Raw genomic sequence first — 18,920 nt, 5'->3', positions numbered from 1 at the left:
GACGCGTTCGGCCTACAACCTGATCCCCGCCGGCTCCGCCGTCAGATACCCCACCGTCGCCCCGAAGCGGTCCTTATAGTTCGCCCGCACGAGCGGATCGAGCGTCGATTTGATCTTGTCGTGCAGCGGACTTTCCCAGTCTCCGACGTGCTGAAAGTTGCTCATCACGTAGGTCCAGCCGTTGATTTCATCGACCGCGTGCAGGCCCGTCGATTCGGCGCCCGCCGGACACGAAAGCACGCGCGCGAGCGTCTTCGTGTCGACGTTGTACGCCCACAGAAAGTTGTTCACGTGCATGCCGCTGTCCTCGCCGATAAAGAGCGTGCGCAGCTTCTCCGAGAACTTGAGGTTGTCCGGGTTGGCAATGCGCTCGGGATTCGCGGTGTTGCCGAGCGCGTCGGCCGTCGACAGATCCTCGCCGACCAGCGCTGCGGGCGCGGCCATGTCCACCGGCACCCATTCGCCGTTGATCGCGGCGCCGCTGCGGTCGCGCTGGCCGCCCTTCATGTTCAGCGCGTAGACCGCGCCGGCGCTGATTGTCTTATCGACGGCCACGTCGGTGGATGCGGCATTGCCGCGCACCATCGACTTCTCGATACGCGACATCGCCGAATACAGCACCTTGTCCTTGATATTGACCGTCGTGCCTTCGAGCTTCGTGAAGCCCATGCTGCCGCCGGCCAGCGCCGCATAGCGATGCGTCTCGAGGAACGTTGCCGCCTGCGTCATGCCGGGCTTGATGCGCACCCAGTTGAACGTGCCGTTGTAGTTGATCTTCGTGTAGGCCGGATCGAGCGGATCTTTGGTCGCGACGTCCATGATGTCGCTGGCGCGCAGCTGATTGGCGAGCGCCTCGATTTCGTCGCTGGTCGCGTGGCCTAGGTTGATCCACGACAGCGTGGCCGCGCCCGCGCCGCTCGCCGACACCTGCGTCCACTTCGCGACGTACAGCGTGCCGGCCGACAGATCGGCTTCGCGATCCGCGATGAACATGAACAGGCCGCCGTTGGTCGCATCGTCGCCCATCAGGACGGTGCGCTTGTCCGGCATCACCTGAATCAGTTCGTGCGAGATTCGGCCAAGGCAGTAGTGCTTTTTGATCGTGCCGGTGCCGTCCGGATTCACGGTGACTTCCGGCAGATGCCCGTAGTGATACGGGTTCGCGGTGGTTTCATCGCCATACAAACTGCGGCTGAAGCCCTTGAACTGGCTGTTGCTGGCGATCGTGGTGGCGTCCGGCTCGTACTCTTCACTCGACAGATGCGTATTCCACGGCGACAGGCTCGCACCGCAGGTGATCCACAAGCCATGGGCCTGCGATGTATCGACGTTTGAGTAACCCGCCAGCGTGAGCTTGCCGGTGGCCGGGTCCTGATCGAGCGTGAGCACGGCGATCGGCGACGGCAACTGGCCGTACATCGAGACCAGACTCTGATCGCGCGTGGTGTATTCGAACTGCACGACGGCGAATACCGCGTTGCCCTTGAGGCCCTTCACCGTGGGATTGTCGAGGCGGATCAGCGAACTGCCGTCCGGGCAGTCCGAGTAGAACTGGCGCTCCTTGCCCGCCACCGATTTATCGACGATCGGCTGATTGTTGATGTCGAAATAGCCGCCGGCAAGAATCGTCCCGCCCTTCACGTTCGGCACGCTGTCGCCGGTGACGAAGAACGGCTGATACGCCAGCTTGAACGCGCGGCTGCTGCCGTCGCTCAGTTGTACCGTCAAGGTCGAGCCCACCGTGGTCTTCGCCATGGCGGCGGGGTCGGCCAGCGTCGGCGTCGCCATGCTGGCGAACGCCGCGGAGACGAAGTTGGCGACCGGCTTGACCGGCGTCGCAAGCTCGTCGCTGCCTCCGCAACCGGTCAGCATCGAGGCCGTGGCGAGTCCGCCGAGCGGCAGCATCGGCGCGCCCACGAGAAGTTTCAGGGCCTTGCGGCGGGAAAGGTCGAGCGGCTCTGCCATGTTGTCGTGATCCAGTGTTTGGGTAGCGTGAGTGAATGCACAGCCGGCACGCACTCAGACCCAAACCACATGGTTCACGCTCGCGCCGCTATGACGCGAGGATTCTATGAAGCGAATATGAAAGTATATTGACAGGCTTTAGTAATTTAAACCCAAGCCGTCGAGAGACGACTCCGGCGAGCCCCCGGAGCCTGCCGCGGGCCGCAGCGGCGCGGCTTCTAACCCGGACGGCGAAACTCGTTCTCGACCCACGCCGCCGCGCTTGCCTTGCTGAGCTTGAAGTTAGCCGCGACCTGCACTTGCGCGAGCTGCTCGCCGAATGTGTCGAGCGCGGTCAGCAATGCATATGGCTCGTCTTCGTCGGGCACGATGTCGAGCGTGATGTCGAGTTCGTCGTTGCCGTCCACGCTCGCCACGCGCACTTCCTTATGCAGTTGCGCGCGCAGTTGCTGCTCATGACGCCGCAGCACTTCAGACGCCGTCTTCACCAGCGTGTTGAATGCCGACGTGTCCAGCGGTTTCGGATCCTTCTTGTTGCGGCCCATCGTCCACGGACCGACGAGCGCGGGTTCCGCTTCGCCGTCCTTGATCATCGCGACGGCCCAGCCTTCGTCGTCCTCATTCTTGATGACGCGCGCGGTCCAGCCGTCGTCGCGCCACAGACGTGCTTCATGCACGGTTTCGCCCAATTCGGACGCGCCTTCCGTCGTGAGATCTTCAGCGGTGTCGGACGATGGAAGGGGTAGATCGGTCATTGCAGGTTCACTCACGTTCGCGGGGGCGGAAACACATCTCAAGCGCGCAATTCTACCCGCCCCGCTCACGGCGGATGCGGCCCTCTGACGAACGGACAAGCCGCGGCAATCGCAACGGCAAACGAAATAATCTATTTCCGCATTTGCGATAACTTATAAACCGACTATAAAAATACAAAAAAACGCGGCCCGAAGGCCGCGCATAAAGATGAAAAAGACACCCTTGGTCAAGGGGCGAGACGAATTGTAAAACCGTAATTCAATGAGATAGATCCGGGAAATTGAAAGAGTGCATTGCGGGAAACAGAATAGATCGACTAAATATCTCAAAATAGACACCAACCCATACTGCCAATGGCTTGTGGCAAGTCGTCGCGATCAGGCAACAATACGATGTTGACACGGCCTCCATGAATTCATCGTCAAATGGATTTTTCCTTTATTTACCCGCACTTAAACAATTACCCATTCGCCATTACGAATTAGAAAAATCATTGTTGCGCCATCCGCAATTAAAGATACGAATAGCAGGAATACACTTCGCAGCGGATCGTCAGGCCGCCGGCGTAATTGGCGGTGAGCACTCGAATGCGATTCCCTATGCACTGTTTCGGAGCTATCTAACCATGAAAAAAACCCTCATCGCAGGCGTCCTCAGCGCGGTTGCCATTAGCGCTCATGCCCAGAGCAGCGTCACCTTGTACGGCACGCTGGACGCCGGCCTCGTCTACTCGAATAACCAGGGCGGCCATAGCAACTGGCAACAAGGCAGCGGCTCGGCGTCGGACACCTACTTCGGCCTGCGCGGCAGCGAAGACCTCGGCGGCGGCCTGCATGCGATATTTACGTTGGAGAGCGGCTTCAACCTGAATAACGGCCAGGACACCGAAAGCAACACGATGTTCAACCGTCAGGCTTTCGTCGGTCTGAAGAGCGATCAGTACGGTGCGCTGACGCTCGGCCGCCAATACGATTCCGTGGTCGACTACCTGGCGCCGCTGTCCGAAGCAGGCGCGGGCTACGGCAATAATCTCGCGGCGCACCCGCTCGATAACGACAACCTCGACAACTCGTTCTCGATCAAGAACGCCGTCAAGTACACGAGCGCGAACTACGCGGGTCTGAAGTTCGGCGGTCTGTACGGTTTCAGCAACTCGGCCGGTGATTTCTCCAACAACCGCGCATGGAGCGTCGGCGCTTCGTATGACAACGGTCCGTTGAGCGTTGCCGCCGCTTACCTGCAACTGAACCAATCCGGCAGTTCGAACCTGAGCGGCGCAGTGTCGCAAGGCGACGGCACCGCGGCGGTCGCGGCCAATCTGCAGCGCACGTACGGCGCGGGCATCAACTACACGTACGGTCCGGCAACGGTCGGTTTCGTCTATACGCATACGCAGCTCGACGGCATCACCGGCGTGGACGTCGGCGGCACGACGCTGCCTGGCGTCGCCGGCACCAACCTGCACCTGGACAACTACGAAGTGAACGGCCGCTATGCGCTCACGCCGGCACTGAGCCTCGCGGCCTCGTATACGTTCACCGACGGCAAGATGTCCGGCTCGAATGGCTCGGGCGATCCGAAGTGGCACACGGTGTCTCTGCAAGGCGACTACTCGCTGAGCAAGCGCACCGACGTGTACGTGGAAGGCGTGTATCAGCATGCCTCGGGCGAACTCGGCAACTTCGGTTCGAACGTCGCGGCGATCAATACGCTCGCGCCGTCGTCGAACGGCAATCAGGTGGCGGCAGCAGTCGGCTTGCGTCACCGCTTCTAAGTATTTTCAGTTGATGCCTGCGGAGCGAATGATTCGATTCGCGGCGCACACAACCCGCGCGTGACACGCTCACGTCGCGGGTTTTATGACTTTACGTTTGGACACAATGCCGACCGCCACGGATGGTGACGACGCGCGCACCCGATGGGTATACTGAGCCCGGCTGCCTTCCTTGCCGCAACGTCGCAATGTTGCGATGCCGTTGCGGTTGAACGGCGGCTTCGTCGCGAAGCATGACGTTGCGCTCTATCGCGTTGCGCTTCGCCCGCGCCCCAAGTTCCCGCGTACGACCGGGGACGCCGACGATCGGACCATGAAAAGACTTCTCCTGCTTGCCCCCGCTGCCGCCGCGCTCGCCGCCCTCGCCGGCTGCGGCTCTTCCAGCGGCCCAGCCCGCGACGCATCCCTGCCGATGATTTACGTGTCTTCGCAACGCGCCCCCGCTTATGTCGCCGATTGCCTCGAAAGCCGTTTGTCACGCGTGCGCACGTCGCACGTCGGCGGCACGACGGAGATCGCCGTCGGCTCCGATTCGAACAACTCGTATTTCGTGACGCTGACGCCGTCGAATGCCGGCTCAGTCATCAAGGTGATGCATCCTGCCAACGCGCCGGACGATCCGCCGGAACCGGAAATGCGCTTCGATATTGCACGTTGCTCGACGTGAGCTTCGGCCACACGCTTGCGATCTGAAGGTAGGCCGACGCGCGATTTTTTACCTCGCGTGCCGGCTATTTTTTTATCCGCGCATCTGCGAACATAGCCGCCCTCTGTTCCTGAAGCGGCGCTCCGCCGTAAGTTTCGATGGCATCCAGCAAAGCACATCACGCCACCGGTTTTGCGGCCGGCGTCATCGCGGCGGCGATCGTCGCGCGCATCGGCGGCGGCGGTTCATTTCATGTCGGCGTGTTGTTGAGCTTCGTCACCGGCGTGATCGGCAGTACGGCGCCGGACTGGCTGGAAGTCGCGTGGTGGTCGCGCGCGCGGCGTCTGTGGATCACGCATCGCACGCTGACGCATTGGGGCGTGGGATGGCTCGCGTTGCTCGCGGTGTCGTATCACTGGCTTGGGCATTCGCTCTATGCCGCGCCGGCGTTCGGATTCGCCTGCGGAGGCCTGATGCACCTGTTCGCCGATTGGCCGAATCCATTAGGCGTGCCATGGATTGCCGGGCGGCACTCGTTGAATCTCTGGAATAGCGGCCACTGCGATCTGATCGTGGTGGCGGCTTCGTGGGCGGCGGCGTGGTTTATCGGGCAGCACGTCTGGTTGCATGGCGTGCACGGCACGGCCTTGCTCCAGCATTTTCGGATCGGCTGAACCTCAGCGCAGCGCAGCCGCGTAGTTGGCGGGCGTTACGCCGAGCAGGCGCACGAACGCGCGCGTCATATGACTCTGATCGGCAAAGCCCGCTGCGGCAGCCGCATCGGCAAGCGTCGCGCCCCGCGCGATCCATTGTCTGGCGAGCACCACGCGACGCTGCATTCGGTACGCGTGCGGCGGCAGACCCATCTCATGCGCGAAACCGCGCAACAACTGGAAACGGCTCATGCCGGTGTCGGCGGCGAGATCGGCCAGCGTGAGAGGTGAAGAAGGGTCGTCGTCGATGCGTGCCTTTGCTCGCGCAATCGGACCCGACGCATCCGTCGACCGGGAGCGTGATGGCCGCGTGGCATGAATGCGCACGACGTGCCCAAGCAGTTCGAGCAACGCCTCCTCGCGCGCCAGATCATCCGGCACGATAGGCGCTTCCACCGCGACAACGAACAGCCGCTCGAACAGACGCTTCAGCAAAGGATCGTGCGCGACCGGCTGCGTGAGTTCGAGCTCGCGCGCCGCGGCGCCGGTCAGCTCGCTCGCGGCCGTGACGAGCATCGACGGTTCGAAATACAACATGCGCCACGCGCGCCCGCGTTCGTCGAGCGGACTGCCGTCGTGCACTTCTCCGGGATTGACCATGATCGCGTCGTTGGCGCGCGCTTCAACGAGCCCACGTCCGCTCGCCGACCGATGCCCGCCGCTGACGATCACGCCGACACCGAAGCGGTCGTGCGAGTGACGCGGAAACGTATGCGCGGTCTCGGCCACCGTGGCTTCGACGCCGCCAATCGCGCAGCGAGGCATATGGACGCGGCCACGCGGCATGGTCATCGCTTAGCAGCTAAAGAGACGTTCACGCATCGGCACACGCGACGATTCGCAAGCCGGGCCGTGCATCGCCGCCGCGAGTTGTCGGCACGCTCGCCTTTGCATGAGGACACGCGGCCACGCGGGAACCCGGCCGCGTATCACTGCCGCCCCTCGTCGGACCGCTCGCCCTCGCGGATCTTGCCTTGCGACACACTGCTGCCCGGCGGCACGCTGTGCGTGAGCCACACGTTGCCGCCGATCACCGAGCCGCGCCCGATCGTCACGCGCCCGAGAATCGTCGCACCGGCATAGATCACGACGTCGTCCTCGACGATCGGATGGCGCGCGTTGCCCTTGACGAGCGTGCCGTCGAGGTCCGCGGCGAAACTCTTCGCGCCGAGCGTCACGGCCTGATACACGCGCACGCGTTCGCCGATGATCGCCGTCTCGCCGATCACGACACCCGTGCCATGGTCGATAAAGAAGCTCGGCCCGATCGTCGCGCCCGGGTGAATGTCGATGCCGGTTGCCGAGTGCGCGATCTCGTTGATGAAACGCGCCAGCAACGGCACACCCAGGCGATGCAGCGCATGTGCGAGGCGATGATGCGTCATCGCCCACACGCCCGGATAGCAAAGCAGAATTTCGGTGATGTGCTGTGCGGCCGGATCGCCGGTGAACGCCGCCTGAATGTCGCTGACCAGCAATGCGCGGATGCCCGGCAATTGCGTGCCGAATTCACGCGCGATGCCGAACGCGCGCGCCTGCAAATCGGCGTCCGGCGTTTCGCCGAACTCCGGCAAAAAACGCAAGGCGCGGCGAATCTGTTCCGCGAGCAGCCGCAGCGTGCTTTCAAGCGTATGGCCGACGTAATAGTCGACGGTCTCGTCGGTCAGATCGGGCGCGCCGTAATGCGTGGGAAACAGCGCCGCGCGCAGGCCGGCAACGATGTTGATCACCGCTTCGCGCGACGGCAACTCGCGAATGCCGAGCGGATGCCGCGTGCGATGGAGTTGTTCACGCGACGCACGCAAGTCGGCGACGATCTGTTCGAGGCCCCAGTTCTGGGTAGGCACGTTAGGCATAAAAGGACAGCGCCGCGCGGGAGCACGGTTCGAAGTGATTATGCCGAGAGATTACCGCGTTTTGCCGCGGCTCGCGCAGCCCTGCTCGACGGCGGAGCCTACGCGCCATGACCCGCCGGAGGCGTGCTCAGATGGTCACGCTGCTCGCGTCGATCCAGCGCACCGCCCAATCGCGCGCATGGGCGATGGCGGCCGCTTCCTCGCAAAAGCGCAATTCGGTGGGAAAAAAACGATTGGCGACCAGTTCGCCGTCGCTCGAGCGGGAGATGACTACGTAAGGTTGCCAAGTGCCATCGCTCGCGCGCGCGGGTGCGCAATTTAACAAATAGCCGCGATGTGTGAATGCAGCATCGAAGTGCATGTGTCACCGCCCTGACGGCCCCGTAAAATGTTTTGAGTGGCGCGCAGACGGTGCTGCCGGCCATCAAGATATAGCCGGACCGAATGTCTTCCAATTTAACCGCGCTTCGCTCGTCGGAGTAAGATCATACTCTGTAGAAAATACGCGTCCATTAAAAAAATCGAAAAGAATCGCGGACGCAATCGCCAGCCGAATACCTCACTCGCCACCCGCGCATGCCACCGCGGACAAAGCGCAATGAAGGCAGGTGAATCAGGGTTTGTGCGAGGCGGAACGGGTTTTGCTGCATGTCACACCATGTCCTCTTCAAAGGAGAATGCATGATGAACAGCGATATCAACAAGCCAGCAAACGCGACACAACCGGCGGCCACGAGCCGCAAGAACACCGCGGAATTGCACAACGACCGCACCCACGACAGCACCGTGGACACCGACGGCAAAAACCTCGAAGCCGCACGCATAGCGGGACACAGCCCCATCTCGCCCGACGAAATAACCACCAGCAATGCGACCCTCACGAACAGCGTGCCCGAGTCGCTCGACGGCATGGCCGGCTTCGACAGCCGGGTTGGCGGCAATCATCTGCTGCTCGCGCTCGAACCGGGCTACACGGTGATCGACAAAGGCATGGTCGCGCCGCAGGGCGCGTATTCGGCGGATCATCTATACGACGATCCGCGGCCTGTCGGCAGCCGGCAGGACCGCGGCCGCATTCATTACGCCCTTAATCATTTGCGCCCTACCAGGCTGATCGAATTACATCGGGTGAAATAAACATTCGCGCAGTCTTCACATTTGCCTGCACGTTTGAAGTCTCGCGCGGACCCTAATTAATCCGTGTATTGCGAAGCGCGCACCGTTTGATTCACGGTGCGCGCTTTTACTTCGATTAGAAACTCAGGGTTGCAGGACCTGCGCGTGGACGAGGCTGTTTCCGTCTGCCAAACATCGGCAGAATCAACGGCACGTCAACCTTCAACGGAGCAGCAGATGAAAAAGATCGTCGTGATCGGCGCCACCGGCACGCTGGGCCAGGCGGTGAGCGCGGAACTGAAGGCGCGCCATGAAGTGATCGAAGTAGGCGCGACGCGCGGGCAATACCACGTCGACAGCACCGACCCGGCGAGTGTCGAGCGGCTCTTTCGCGAGATCGGCAAAGTGGACGGCGTTGTCACCGCGACCGGCAAAGTGCATTTCGGCCCGCTCCCCGAGATGAGCATCGAGCAGTTCTGGGTCGGCCTGCGCGACAAGCTGATGGGCCAGATCAACGTGGTGCTCGCGGGTCAGCAATATGTGAACGACGGCGGCTCGTTTACGCTGACAAGCGGCATCCTCGCTGACGAACCGATTCTGCAAGGCGCGAGCGCGACCACCGTCAATCTGGCACTCGAAGGTTTCGTGCGCGGCGCGGCGATCGAATTGCCGCGCGGCATTCGCATCAACCTGGTGAGCCCAACCGTGCTCACCGAAGCGATGGACGCTTATGCGCCCTACTTCCGCGGCTTCGAGCCGGTGACGGCGCAGCGCGCGGCGATGGCCTATCTGCGCAGCGTGGAAAGCGCGCAGACTGGTCGCGTGTATCGCGTCGGCTATTGAAGTGAAGGATTCACGCGATGCGCTTGAGCCGCATCGCGCCTTCTCTGCGTGTTGGCACCGCTCCGCAGCGGCCGTTTCACGCTCCAGGCGGCCCTCGCCGACTCAGTGAATCTCCGGCTCGCCCGTGTTGTTCGCGGCGTCCGCATCCGGGGCCGCTTGCGCGCCGCGGCGTTGCAGAAAATCGAAATCGCAGCCTTGATTGGCCTGCATCACATGCACCTGATGCATCGCGCCGTAGCCGCGCGTGAAACGCGGCGCCGGCTTGACCCACGCGGCCTTGCGCCGCGCGAGTTCATCATCCGTCACCAGCAGGTTGAGTTTGCGTTGCGGCACGTCAAGCTCGATCATGTCGCCGCTCTCCACCAACGCGAACGGCCCGCCGATGAACGACTCCGGCGCGACATGCAGCACGCACGCGCCGTAACTCGTCCCGCTCATCCGCGCATCGGATATGCGCACCATGTCGCGCACGCCTTTCTGCAGCAATTTCCGCGGGATGGGTAATTGCCCCCATTCAGGCATCCCCGGAGCGCCGACCGGTCCGGCATGCTGAAGCACGATCACGCAGTTCTCGTCGATATCGAGCGCCTCGTCGTCGATGCGCGCGGCCATGTCGTGATAGTCCTTGAACACTACCGCGCGGCCGGTGTGCACGAGCAGAAGCGGTTCGGCGGCGCCGGGTTTGATCACAGCGCCGTCGGGCGCGATATTGCCGCGTAGCACCGCGAGCCCGCTATTGGGCAGCAGCGGCTTGTCACGCCGGCGGATCACATCGTCGTTGAAAATTTCCGCGCCTTCCAGGTTCTCTCCGAGCGTGCGGCCGTTGACGGTTTTCTGCGAACGGTCGATCAGCTCGCCTAATTCGGCGAGCAAGGCCCGCAAACCACCCGCATAGAAAAAGTCCTCCATCAGATACGCACCGGTCGGACGAACGTTGGCCAACACCGGCGTGTGGCGCGAGATGTCGTCGTAGCGATCGAGCGTCAACTCGATGCCGGCGCGGCGCGCGAGCGCGATCATGTGCACGATCGCGTTGGTCGAACCGGACAGCGCGAGGCACGTGGTCACGGCGTTGTCGACAGAACCCGCGGTGAGCAGATCCGAGGGCTTGAGGTCCTCCCACACCATCTCGACGATGCGCATGCCGGTTTTCGCCGCCATCTGCGCATGACGGGAATCCGCGGCGGGAATCGACGCGAAACCGGGCAGCGTGAAGCCGAGCGCTTCAGCCGCGCTCGTCATGGTCGACGCGGTGCCCATGGTCATGCAGTGCCCAGGCGAGCGCGCAATGCCGCCTTCCAGGCCTTGCCAGTCGTCTTGCGTGATCGTGCCCGCGCGCAATTCGGCCCAGTATTTCCAGACGTCGGAACCGGAGCCGAGCGTCGTGCCGTTCCAGTTCCCGCGCAGCATCGGGCCGGCGGGCAGAAAAATCGCCGGCAGGTCCATCGAGATCGCGCCCATCAGCAAAGCGGGCGTGGTCTTGTCGCAGCCGCCCATCAGCACCACGCCGTCGGCGGGATAGGAGCGCAGCGTTTCCTCGGCTTCCATGGCGAGGAAGTTGCGATACAGCATCGTGGTGGGCTTCTGGAACGGCTCGGAAAGCGTCTGCACCGGCAGTTCGACCGGAAAGCCACCGGCCTGCCAGATGCCGCGCTTCACTTCCTCCACGCGCTGCTTGAAGTGCGTGTGGCACGCGTTGATCTCGCTCCACGTGTTGAGAATCGCAATGACCGGTTTGCCGGCGTATTCCTCGCGGTCGTAGCCCATTTGCGCGGTGCGCGAACGGTGGCCGAACGAGCGCAGATCGTTCACGCCGTACCAGCGATGGCTGCGCAGTTCTTCGGGTTTCTTTCTCTTCGTCAACGTCAGCTCCACGATGTCTTTCGCCGTACCCCGAAGGGGACTTCCTTCAGCGCTTCTGTTCCTTCACGCGCGACACGATCTGCGTCGGGCTCACGAATTGCAGTGCGATCAGCACCCAGATCAGCGTGATCGCCATGTAGATCATCGCCATCGCATCGATCGATTGCGGCGCGCGCACGCCGGTTGAAAATACAGCGTAGTACAGCGCGACCACGAGCGTTTGCGTCGCGGGACCCGCGGTGAAAAAAGTCAGCTCGAACATGCCGATGGTGCGCACCAGCACCAGCAAGCCCGCCGCCAGCATGCCGGGCACGAGCAGCGGCAGCAGCACATAGCGGAAATAGCGGAACGTGTTGGCGCCGAAAATGCGTGCCGCCGATTCGAGATTCGGATCGATCTGTTCGATGAAGGGCGTCATCACGAGAATCACGAACGGCAACGCCGGCACCAGGTTGGCCAGAATCACGCCGCTCAGCGTGCCGGCCAGACCGACCTTGTACATCACCGTCGCCATGGGAATGCCGTACGTGACGGGCGGCACCATCAGCGGCAACAAAAAGATCAGCGTCGCGATGCGCTTGCCCGGAAATTGCACACGCGCGAGCGCATACGCCGCCGGTACGCCGAGCAGGACCGACAGCAGCACAACTGCGCCGACTACCTCGACGGTCACCCACAATACGCTCGCCAACTGGAAGTCGCTCCACGCCTGCGCATACCAATGCAGCGTGAAGCCTTGCGGCAACAAGGTGCCGAACCAGCGCGTCGCCACCGAATTGACCGCCACGGTCGCGATCAGCAGCACCACGTTGACGAGGAAGAACACCATCGCGCCCCACACCAGCACGCGCCAGACGCGGCCTGGCACGCTGGTGCGCTGGCGGGTGTGACCGGTGCGCTTATCCGGCTCGCGCGCACCGTCGTCGTGATCCTTTGATGCCGACGCGGACCACGAAGGCTGCGCCGCGCGATGATCGGTCGTCATCAGCCTTTGCCTCCGGTGGCCGGACCGCTGTAGAAGAAGCGGCGCGCGCCGAGCAGCGCGGCAACCACCAGCAACTGCACGAAGCCCATCACCATCGCGATCGCGGACGCCAGCGAATAGTCGTAACTTTCGAACGCGGCTTCGGCGGCGGCGATCGACATTACGCGCGTCGGCCCGGCTGGCGCGCCGAGCAGCACCGCCGACGGAAATACCGAAAACGCCTGCACAAACGACAGACACGCCGCCATCGTCAACCCCGGAACCAGCAGCGGCAGATAGATGCGGCGAAACTGCTGCCACGGACTCGCGCCGAGCGTCGCGGCCGCGGCCGCGAGCGTCGGGTCGATGCCGGTCACGTACGACAGCGTCAAGAGAAACGCAAACGGAAAGCCCGACACGATCAGTGAAATCAGCACGCCCCAGAAGTTATGCGTGAGGCGCACTTCGCGCGCATAGAGATGCAGGCCGTGGAGCGCTTGCGGAAACCATCCGTTCGGGCCGAAGTACGTGAGCATGCCGTCCGCGATCAACACGGTGCCGAGGGTTACGGGAATTACCAGCAGCGTCGTGACGAACTTCTGATAGCGCGAGTAGCGGCGCAACGCGAATGCCACCGGCACCGAGACGCCCACGTTGATCAGCGTGGCCGGCACCGAGAGCTTGAGCGTGACGAAAATCGTCGGCCACATCGACGTGTCGGTGAAAAAGGCCAGATAGTTGGCCCAGAGGCCACCGCCGTTCATCGGCCGGAACGACAGCACCAGACCGTACGCGAACGGATAGATGAACAACGCGACGATGAACAGCAACGCCGGCGCGACGAGCCACGCCTTGGCGTCGCGCGGCGCGAGCGGCGGCGACAGCGTGGGCGTGTTCATGCCGTCTCCGCGTCGTAGACGAGCGTGCGCGACGGCGGCACCCGCAAGCTGATTCGCTCGCCCTCTTCGAATTCTCCGCCGACGCGCGCCCAGATATCGCCGAACGCCGTCTTCACGTGCAGCAGCGAATCGCGGCCGCCGTATTCGACGGTCGTCACCAACGCATGGAAGGCATTCTCCGCGCCGGGCGCGGCGCGCTCCATATCCTCGGGACGCAGCGCGACGCTCACGCGTTTGCTGTTGAAGCCGGCCATTGGCGTGCCAAGCAGACGCACACCGTTCGCGCTCACCAGCACGCCTTCGCCTTGCGTGCCTTCGAGTTCGAACTCGGCCACGTTGCGATAGCCCATGAAGCGCGCGACGTGCAGATTCTGCGGCCGCGTATAGACCTCTTTCGGCGTGGCGACCTGCTGCACCACGCCCTCCCTCATCACGACGATGCGATCGGCCATGGACAGCGCCTCGTCCTGATCGTGCGTCACGTAAAGCGTCGCGCGCTCGAGCTGGCTATGGATGCGGCGAATCTCCGCGCGCATTTCGATGCGCAGCTTGGTGTCGAGATTCGACAGCGGTTCGTCCATCAGGATCAGCGGCGGCTCGATCACGATCGCGCGCGCAATCGCGACGCGTTGCTGCTGGCCACCGGACAGTTGTCCAGGCAGCTTGCGCTCGTGCCCGACGAGTTGCACGAGTTGCAACGCTTCACGCACCCGGCGCACGGCTTCGCTCCTGCCGATGCCGCGCATCTTCAAACCAAAGCCGACGTTGTCGAGCACGCTCATATGCGGAAACAGCGCGTAGTTCTGAAACACCATGCCGAAACCGCGCTTCTCCGGCGGCAACACGTCGATGCGTTTGTCGTCGAGCCAGATGCCGCCGCTGCTCAACGGCTGCAATCCGGCGATGCAATTGAGCGCCGTCGATTTGCCGCAACCGGACGGCCCCAGCAACGCGATGAACTCGCCACGCTGGATGGTCAGATCGAGTCCCCGCAGTGCCGCGATCGCCTGGCCTTCCGCATTCGTGAAACTGCGGCTCACGGAGTCGAGCCGCAACTGTTCAAAGTGATGCTTCATGGCGGTTTCCTGATACGCGCGAGGCGCACGCCGTCATAGATCACGTGGGGATCGAGACGGCATGCGTGCGTGCACTGCGGGAGCGGAAGCTACTTGGTCTTCTGCGCGCCGACCTCGGTGTCCCATTTCTTGAAAGCCGCAACCATCGCCGCGGCATTCAGCGGCAATACGTGCGGGCGCTCGGCCAGCAGCTTCGCGTACTCCGGCCGGCCGTATTTCTTCAGCACGTCCTGGCTGTGCGCCGGCGCCTGCTCGACGCTCACGCCCTTGATCGCCGGACCGGGATAGAAATAACCGTCGTCATAGGTCATGGCCTGCTGCGCCGGCTCGAGCATGAAGTTCATCAGCTTGTAGAGCACGTCGAGCTTTTCCTTCGGCACGCCTTTCGGAATCACCATGTAGTGCGCGTCGTTCACCCACGTCATGTTGTCGAACGCCTGCACGCGGAATTCGGCCGGCACAATACCGAGCGCGCGCGGATTGATGTCCCAGCCCGTCACGGTCACGGTCATGTCGCGCGTGCCTTCGCCAAGCTCCTTCATCACCGCCGACGTGCCGCCCGGATAGTAAGGAATGCAATCGTTCAGTTGCTTCAGAAAGGCCCACGTCTTGTCCCAGCCGTGAATCGGATCCTGCGGATCCTTGTCGCTGAGCACGTACGGCAGGCCCATCAGGAACGTGCGGCCCGGACCGGAATTCGCCGGCCGTGCGTAGATCAGTTTGTCCGGGTGCGCCTTGCACCATTGCAGCAATTGTTCGGGTGTCTTCGGCGGGTCGCTGACCTTGGCGGGGTTGTATTCGAGCAGCGGGCCGGCAGGCATATACGCCACTTCGAGCCCGTAGCCTTGCGCGAGATCCTGCATCTTGCGCGGACCCGGCGCGTATTTGTCGAGCACGCCGGGGAACGCCGCCGCGTTCTCGGGCATCAGCTTCATCCATAGACCCTGTTCGATGCCCGCGGCGAGCGCGTCGGTGCCGGTCAGCACTAGATCGATATCGGAGCGGCCGGCGGCCTGCATCGCCTTGATCTTGCCGGGCAACTGCGGCGCAGGCGCATTGGTGAAGGTGAGATTGGCGACGAGGTTCGGATACTTCGCCTTGAAGGCCTCGAAGCCCTTTTGCGTGAGTTGAAGGTCGCCGGCCACGTCGACGATATTGAGCGTGACCGGGTCGGCCGCGTGCGCGGCGGATGCGAAAACGGCGCTCGCCGCGAGACATACGGACACCAGCCTGAGCGCCAACCTGTCTGAAACAGTCATTGCGTCTCCTCGCTTCTTGGTATGGAAATCCGCCGGTCGAATGCGCTGCTGGCGGTGTCTTTCTACCAATGGAACATAGCGAAGCGGGACAGCTGATGTCAAGCCAATACTCGTGGCGGCAACCGGCCCCCGAAAACCGCGGTTTTCCTGATGAATCCTTGCCGCTCAATGGCTTGCGCGCTGCATCCGAGGGCAAACCCGAAGCCGAACACGAGCTCTGACGACGACTTGTCAGGCAACTAGCCGCCTTGCACGCCTTGCGTGTTCACGTAGAGCGAATAGAGTCCGTGGCTTGCCGCCATGAACAGCCGGTTGCGATGCCGCCCGCCGAAACATACATTCGCGCAGCGCTCCGGCAGCGCAATGTGGCCGAGCGGCTCGCCTTGCGACGTGAAGACTCGCACGCCGTCGAGCTCGTCGGTGCCCATGCCCCAGCCGCACCACAGATTGCCGTGGACATCGACGCGAAAGCCGTCCGGCGTGCCCGGACCAGCGTCGATCAGCACGCGGTTGTTCGACAATGCGCCGCCGTTGTTGTCGACGTCGAACGCGCGGATTTTGCGGCGTGGCTCGCCGCGCGATTCGACGATATACAACACCGACTCGTCCGGCGAGAACGCCAGGCCGTTGGGGCCGAGCACGTCATCGGCGACGACGGTGACTTCACCAGATTGGCCGTCGATGCGGTACACGCACGCCGGCAATTCCGACTCCTGCTGCTCGCCCTCATAGAAGCTCTCGATGCCGAAGGTCGGATCGCTGAACCAGATCGAACCGTCCGATTTCACGACGACGTCGTTCGGCGAATTGAAGCGCTTGCCGCGATAGCGGTCGGCGAGCACGGTGATCGAGCCGTCGTATTCGGTGCGCGTGACACGGCGCGTCAGATGCTCGCAGCTGACGAGGCGGCCCTGACGGTCGCGCGTGTGGCCGTTGGCATTGTTCGACGACTGGCGAAAGGTCGACACCGTGCCACTTGGTTCATCCCAGCGCAGGATGCGGTCGTTCGGAATGTCGCTCCACAGCAGATAGCGGCCGTCGCCGAACCAGACCGGGCCCTCGGACCAGCGCGCGCCCTGATACAGGCACTCGACGGACGCGGAGGCCAGGATCAACGGTTTGAAGCGCGGATCGAGCACGCGGATGGAGGGATCGGGATAGCGTCGGGTGTTGTCGGTCATGCTGGCGGTTCAAGGCTCAAGGTAGGGGTCGGCTTGCGCGAATTCATGCTCCAACGCGAGCAGCACCCGCGCGGCGTGTTCGATCTTCGCACGATGCTCGGGTGGCGTCGAACTGAGCAACGGCAAAATCGGCCCGACGTCGGCGATCCTGGAAACGTCACGGCGTTGTGGAGCACGGGGATCAGTGAGATGTCGTCGCACAAGTTTCGAGCGGCAAGAATGTGTCGTAAAGACGTTGCGCCGTCTCGCGATCGCCGGTTTTGACCGCTCGCAGCAACGCGTGGACCGTGCGCCGCACAATGCTTCCGCGTCGGCGGTTCATGCGGCGTGACCGAACTCGCGCAGATGCACGAGCGGTAGCGCTGGGCTGAGAATGTTGTCAAACAACCTGGCGACGAGCACAGTCTGGCGAATCTTCGCGCGAGGTGCGGACGTTGCAAACTACGTCGTGCCGCTTTTGTATGACAATACAGCTCATCGCAGTGGCGTTTATCTCGCGGCAGCCGTCCTACCTGCGGACATACAAGATAGGCAATCAGTGCGATTTTGACCGGAATTTTGGCAGCCGCCGCTAATTGGAATGCCTCCAATAATGCTGCCAATGAATGGCATCAAAACAGCTACTACGAGAAAATTACCCACATAAACGATCGGTGAATGTTAATTCGATCAAAGAAATCAGTTACAAAGAGCGGTTCATTCGCATTCTCACCAAAGCGCCGTGCCTGGCATTGTTTAGAATTCACTTCTCGCTTTGCGAAATAAATTTTGGTGATAGATTGTGCAGATAAAAACCACCGGACGGAATGCCGTACCGCAATTAACCGCAACGGGATGTTTGCGAGCCTGAGAGAGTGAAAATTGTCGCTACATTTTATCGAGCAGATGGCACCGCTACTGAACGCCGCCGACGAAACGGAATGGTTCGGTGCAATCGCGGGCCTCGCCGAGACGTGGGGCTTCGATAGGCTTTTGATCGCCATGCTGCCGCGTCCGACCATTCGCCTGGAAGACGCCTATGTGCGCAGCACGTACGCGCCCACGTGGCGCCGTACTTATGACGAGCAGGGACTGGTTCACATCGACCCGACCGTCGCGCATTGCGCGACACGCGCCACGCCGCTGATCTGGTCGCCCGACATTTTCACGACCGCGGCGCAGCTTTCCATGTACGAGGAAGCCCGTTCGCACGGATTGCGCTCCGGCGTGACATTGCCGATTCACGGGCCGAACCAGGAAGCCGGCATGATGTGCTTCGTTAACGACAACAATCCCAACGATGAATTCTGGCGCCATATCAACGTGGCATTGCCGAATCTGGTGTTATTGCGCGACCTGGTAATCGACACGAGCCAGCGGCATTTGAATACGCACGCTCAGTCTTTAATGCCCAAACTGACGCCGCGCGAACGCGAATGCCTGAAATGGACCGCACGCGGCAAATCCACCTGGGAAATCTCCCACATCCTGAACTGTTCGGAAGCCGTGGTGAACTTCCACATGAAGAACATCAGAACGAAATTCGGTGTGAATTCGCGGCGTGCGGCGGCCGTGATCGCAGCGCAACTCGGGCTTATTGACCCGGGTTGAGCAAGGCGGCGGCGTCGCGGCTGTACAGCACACGCTCGGCGCGGCCCAGATCGGCGTCGGAAACGGTTTTGGTGAAATACAGACCCAGCAGGATTGAGACCGGCGCCGGGATTTCAGCGCCCGATTCGAACCGGCTGCCGCGCGACTGCGTTACGCCGAAGCGGGCCCAGAAGCGGCGTTGGCTTTCTTTTTTCTTTTTGCGGTACGCAATGATCAGAACGCGGTCCACTGCCGTGGAAGGCTCCGCCGGGCGGGTTTGAAGGCCGGTTTGCGGTTGCCAATGATTTTCGAGGAGTTCCATTTTCGGTCCTGTCGGTTAAGTGCAGTGCTTGTCTCGAATTTTGCGTTACCCGATAAGCATGCACACCTATCCAGGTAGGTAGGTGGCAGAAACATTCAAAATGCATAAGTTTTCTTGC

At 62.3% G+C, this 18,920-nt stretch carries 18 protein-coding genes; 6 read left to right on the top strand and 12 right to left on the bottom strand.

Annotation, left to right across the window (positions count from 1 at the left end; translation table 11 throughout):
* Nucleotides 1-12: 12 nt before the first annotated feature.
* Both B0G73_RS00205 and B0G73_RS00200 read right to left on the bottom strand, forming a co-directional pair.
* Complete coding sequence (locus B0G73_RS00205) at nt 13-1,965, bottom strand: PhoX family phosphatase (protein WP_106276828.1); 1,953 nt, start codon at nt 1,963-1,965, stop codon at nt 13-15.
* A gap of 218 nt (nt 1,966-2,183) precedes the next feature.
* Nucleotides 2,184-2,720 carry a hypothetical protein gene (locus B0G73_RS00200; protein ID WP_106276826.1) on the bottom strand — a complete coding sequence of 179 codons (537 nt, stop codon included), beginning with the start codon at nt 2,718-2,720 and terminating at the stop codon, nt 2,184-2,186.
* 626 nt (nt 2,721-3,346) lie between these two features.
* Here B0G73_RS00200 and B0G73_RS00195 point away from each other — a divergent pair.
* The 3 genes from B0G73_RS00195 (at nt 3,347) to B0G73_RS00185 (ending at nt 5,815) form a co-directional block, all read left to right on the top strand.
* Nucleotides 3,347-4,495: a porin gene (locus tag B0G73_RS00195; protein ID WP_106276824.1), complete on the top strand. Its 1,149-nt coding sequence runs from the start codon at nt 3,347-3,349 to the stop codon at nt 4,493-4,495.
* A 196-nt stretch (nt 4,496-4,691) separates the two neighbouring features.
* Nucleotides 4,692-5,162, top strand: coding sequence for a hypothetical protein (locus B0G73_RS00190; RefSeq protein ID WP_116123156.1), 471 nt, complete (start codon nt 4,692-4,694; stop codon nt 5,160-5,162).
* 137 nt (nt 5,163-5,299) lie between these two features.
* Complete coding sequence (locus tag B0G73_RS00185; RefSeq protein WP_106276822.1) at nt 5,300-5,815, top strand: metal-dependent hydrolase; 516 nt, start codon at nt 5,300-5,302, stop codon at nt 5,813-5,815.
* 3 nt (nt 5,816-5,818) lie between these two features.
* Here the strand turns inward: B0G73_RS00185 and B0G73_RS00180 are convergent, their stop codons facing one another.
* From B0G73_RS00180 to B0G73_RS00170, 3 genes are all read right to left on the bottom strand, one after another.
* Complete coding sequence (locus B0G73_RS00180; RefSeq protein WP_106277648.1) at nt 5,819-6,640, bottom strand: AraC family transcriptional regulator; 822 nt, start codon at nt 6,638-6,640, stop codon at nt 5,819-5,821.
* A 143-nt stretch (nt 6,641-6,783) separates the two neighbouring features.
* Complete coding sequence (gene epsC, locus B0G73_RS00175) at nt 6,784-7,710, bottom strand: serine O-acetyltransferase EpsC (protein ID WP_106276820.1); 927 nt, start codon at nt 7,708-7,710, stop codon at nt 6,784-6,786.
* 127 nt (nt 7,711-7,837) lie between these two features.
* The gene (locus tag B0G73_RS00170; protein WP_106276818.1) at nt 7,838-8,071 is read right to left on the bottom strand and encodes a hypothetical protein; all 234 of its coding nucleotides are present in this window, start codon (nt 8,069-8,071) and stop codon (nt 7,838-7,840) included.
* Nucleotides 8,072-8,394: 323 nt separating this feature from the next.
* Here B0G73_RS00170 and B0G73_RS00165 point away from each other — a divergent pair, with 323 nt between their 5' ends.
* Together B0G73_RS00165 and B0G73_RS00160 are read left to right on the top strand one after the other, a co-directional pair.
* Nucleotides 8,395-8,847, top strand: a complete 453-nt coding sequence (locus tag B0G73_RS00165) for a DUF3005 domain-containing protein (protein ID WP_106277646.1) — start codon at nt 8,395-8,397, stop codon at nt 8,845-8,847.
* Between the two features lie 216 nt (nt 8,848-9,063).
* A complete protein-coding gene (locus tag B0G73_RS00160; RefSeq protein ID WP_106276816.1) occupies nt 9,064-9,669 on the top strand; it encodes a short chain dehydrogenase in 606 nt (201 codons plus the stop codon).
* Between the two features lie 102 nt (nt 9,670-9,771).
* Here B0G73_RS00160 and araD read toward each other — a convergent pair whose 3' ends face one another.
* The 6 genes from araD to B0G73_RS00130 form a co-directional block, all read right to left on the bottom strand.
* Nucleotides 9,772-11,532 carry an L-arabinonate dehydratase gene (gene araD / locus B0G73_RS00155; RefSeq protein ID WP_106277644.1) on the bottom strand — a complete coding sequence of 587 codons (1,761 nt, stop codon included), beginning with the start codon at nt 11,530-11,532 and terminating at the stop codon, nt 9,772-9,774.
* Between the two features lie 46 nt (nt 11,533-11,578).
* Nucleotides 11,579-12,517: an ABC transporter permease gene (locus tag B0G73_RS00150; RefSeq protein WP_106276814.1), complete on the bottom strand. Its 939-nt coding sequence runs from the start codon at nt 12,515-12,517 to the stop codon at nt 11,579-11,581.
* Nucleotides 12,517-13,395: an ABC transporter permease gene (locus tag B0G73_RS00145; protein ID WP_106276812.1), complete on the bottom strand. Its 879-nt coding sequence runs from the start codon at nt 13,393-13,395 to the stop codon at nt 12,517-12,519. The genes B0G73_RS00150 and B0G73_RS00145 overlap by 1 nt, the downstream gene beginning before the upstream one ends.
* Nucleotides 13,392-14,471, bottom strand: coding sequence for an ABC transporter ATP-binding protein (locus tag B0G73_RS00140; protein WP_106276810.1), 1,080 nt, complete (start codon nt 14,469-14,471; stop codon nt 13,392-13,394). The genes B0G73_RS00145 and B0G73_RS00140 overlap by 4 nt, the downstream gene beginning before the upstream one ends.
* Before the next feature lie 89 nt (nt 14,472-14,560).
* Complete coding sequence (locus B0G73_RS00135) at nt 14,561-15,730, bottom strand: extracellular solute-binding protein (protein ID WP_106276808.1); 1,170 nt, start codon at nt 15,728-15,730, stop codon at nt 14,561-14,563.
* Between the two features lie 239 nt (nt 15,731-15,969).
* Nucleotides 15,970-16,911: an SMP-30/gluconolactonase/LRE family protein gene (locus B0G73_RS00130; protein ID WP_106276807.1), complete on the bottom strand. Its 942-nt coding sequence runs from the start codon at nt 16,909-16,911 to the stop codon at nt 15,970-15,972.
* A gap of 885 nt (nt 16,912-17,796) precedes the next feature.
* Between B0G73_RS00130 and B0G73_RS00120 the strand changes: the two genes are divergently transcribed.
* Nucleotides 17,797-18,501: a LuxR family transcriptional regulator gene (locus tag B0G73_RS00120; protein WP_106276805.1), complete on the top strand. Its 705-nt coding sequence runs from the start codon at nt 17,797-17,799 to the stop codon at nt 18,499-18,501.
* Here B0G73_RS00120 and B0G73_RS00115 read toward each other — a convergent pair.
* The gene (locus B0G73_RS00115) at nt 18,485-18,802 is read right to left on the bottom strand and encodes a hypothetical protein (RefSeq protein WP_106276804.1); all 318 of its coding nucleotides are present in this window, start codon (nt 18,800-18,802) and stop codon (nt 18,485-18,487) included. The genes B0G73_RS00120 and B0G73_RS00115 overlap by 17 nt on opposite strands.
* Nucleotides 18,803-18,920: the final 118 nt, after the last annotated feature.

The organism is Paraburkholderia sp. BL25I1N1, from assembly GCF_003002025.1.
In the GTDB taxonomy this organism is placed as follows: Bacteria; Pseudomonadota; Gammaproteobacteria; order Burkholderiales; family Burkholderiaceae; genus Paraburkholderia.
Note: the sequence above shows the minus strand (reverse complement) of the source record. Positions and strands in the feature narration are given on the sequence as shown.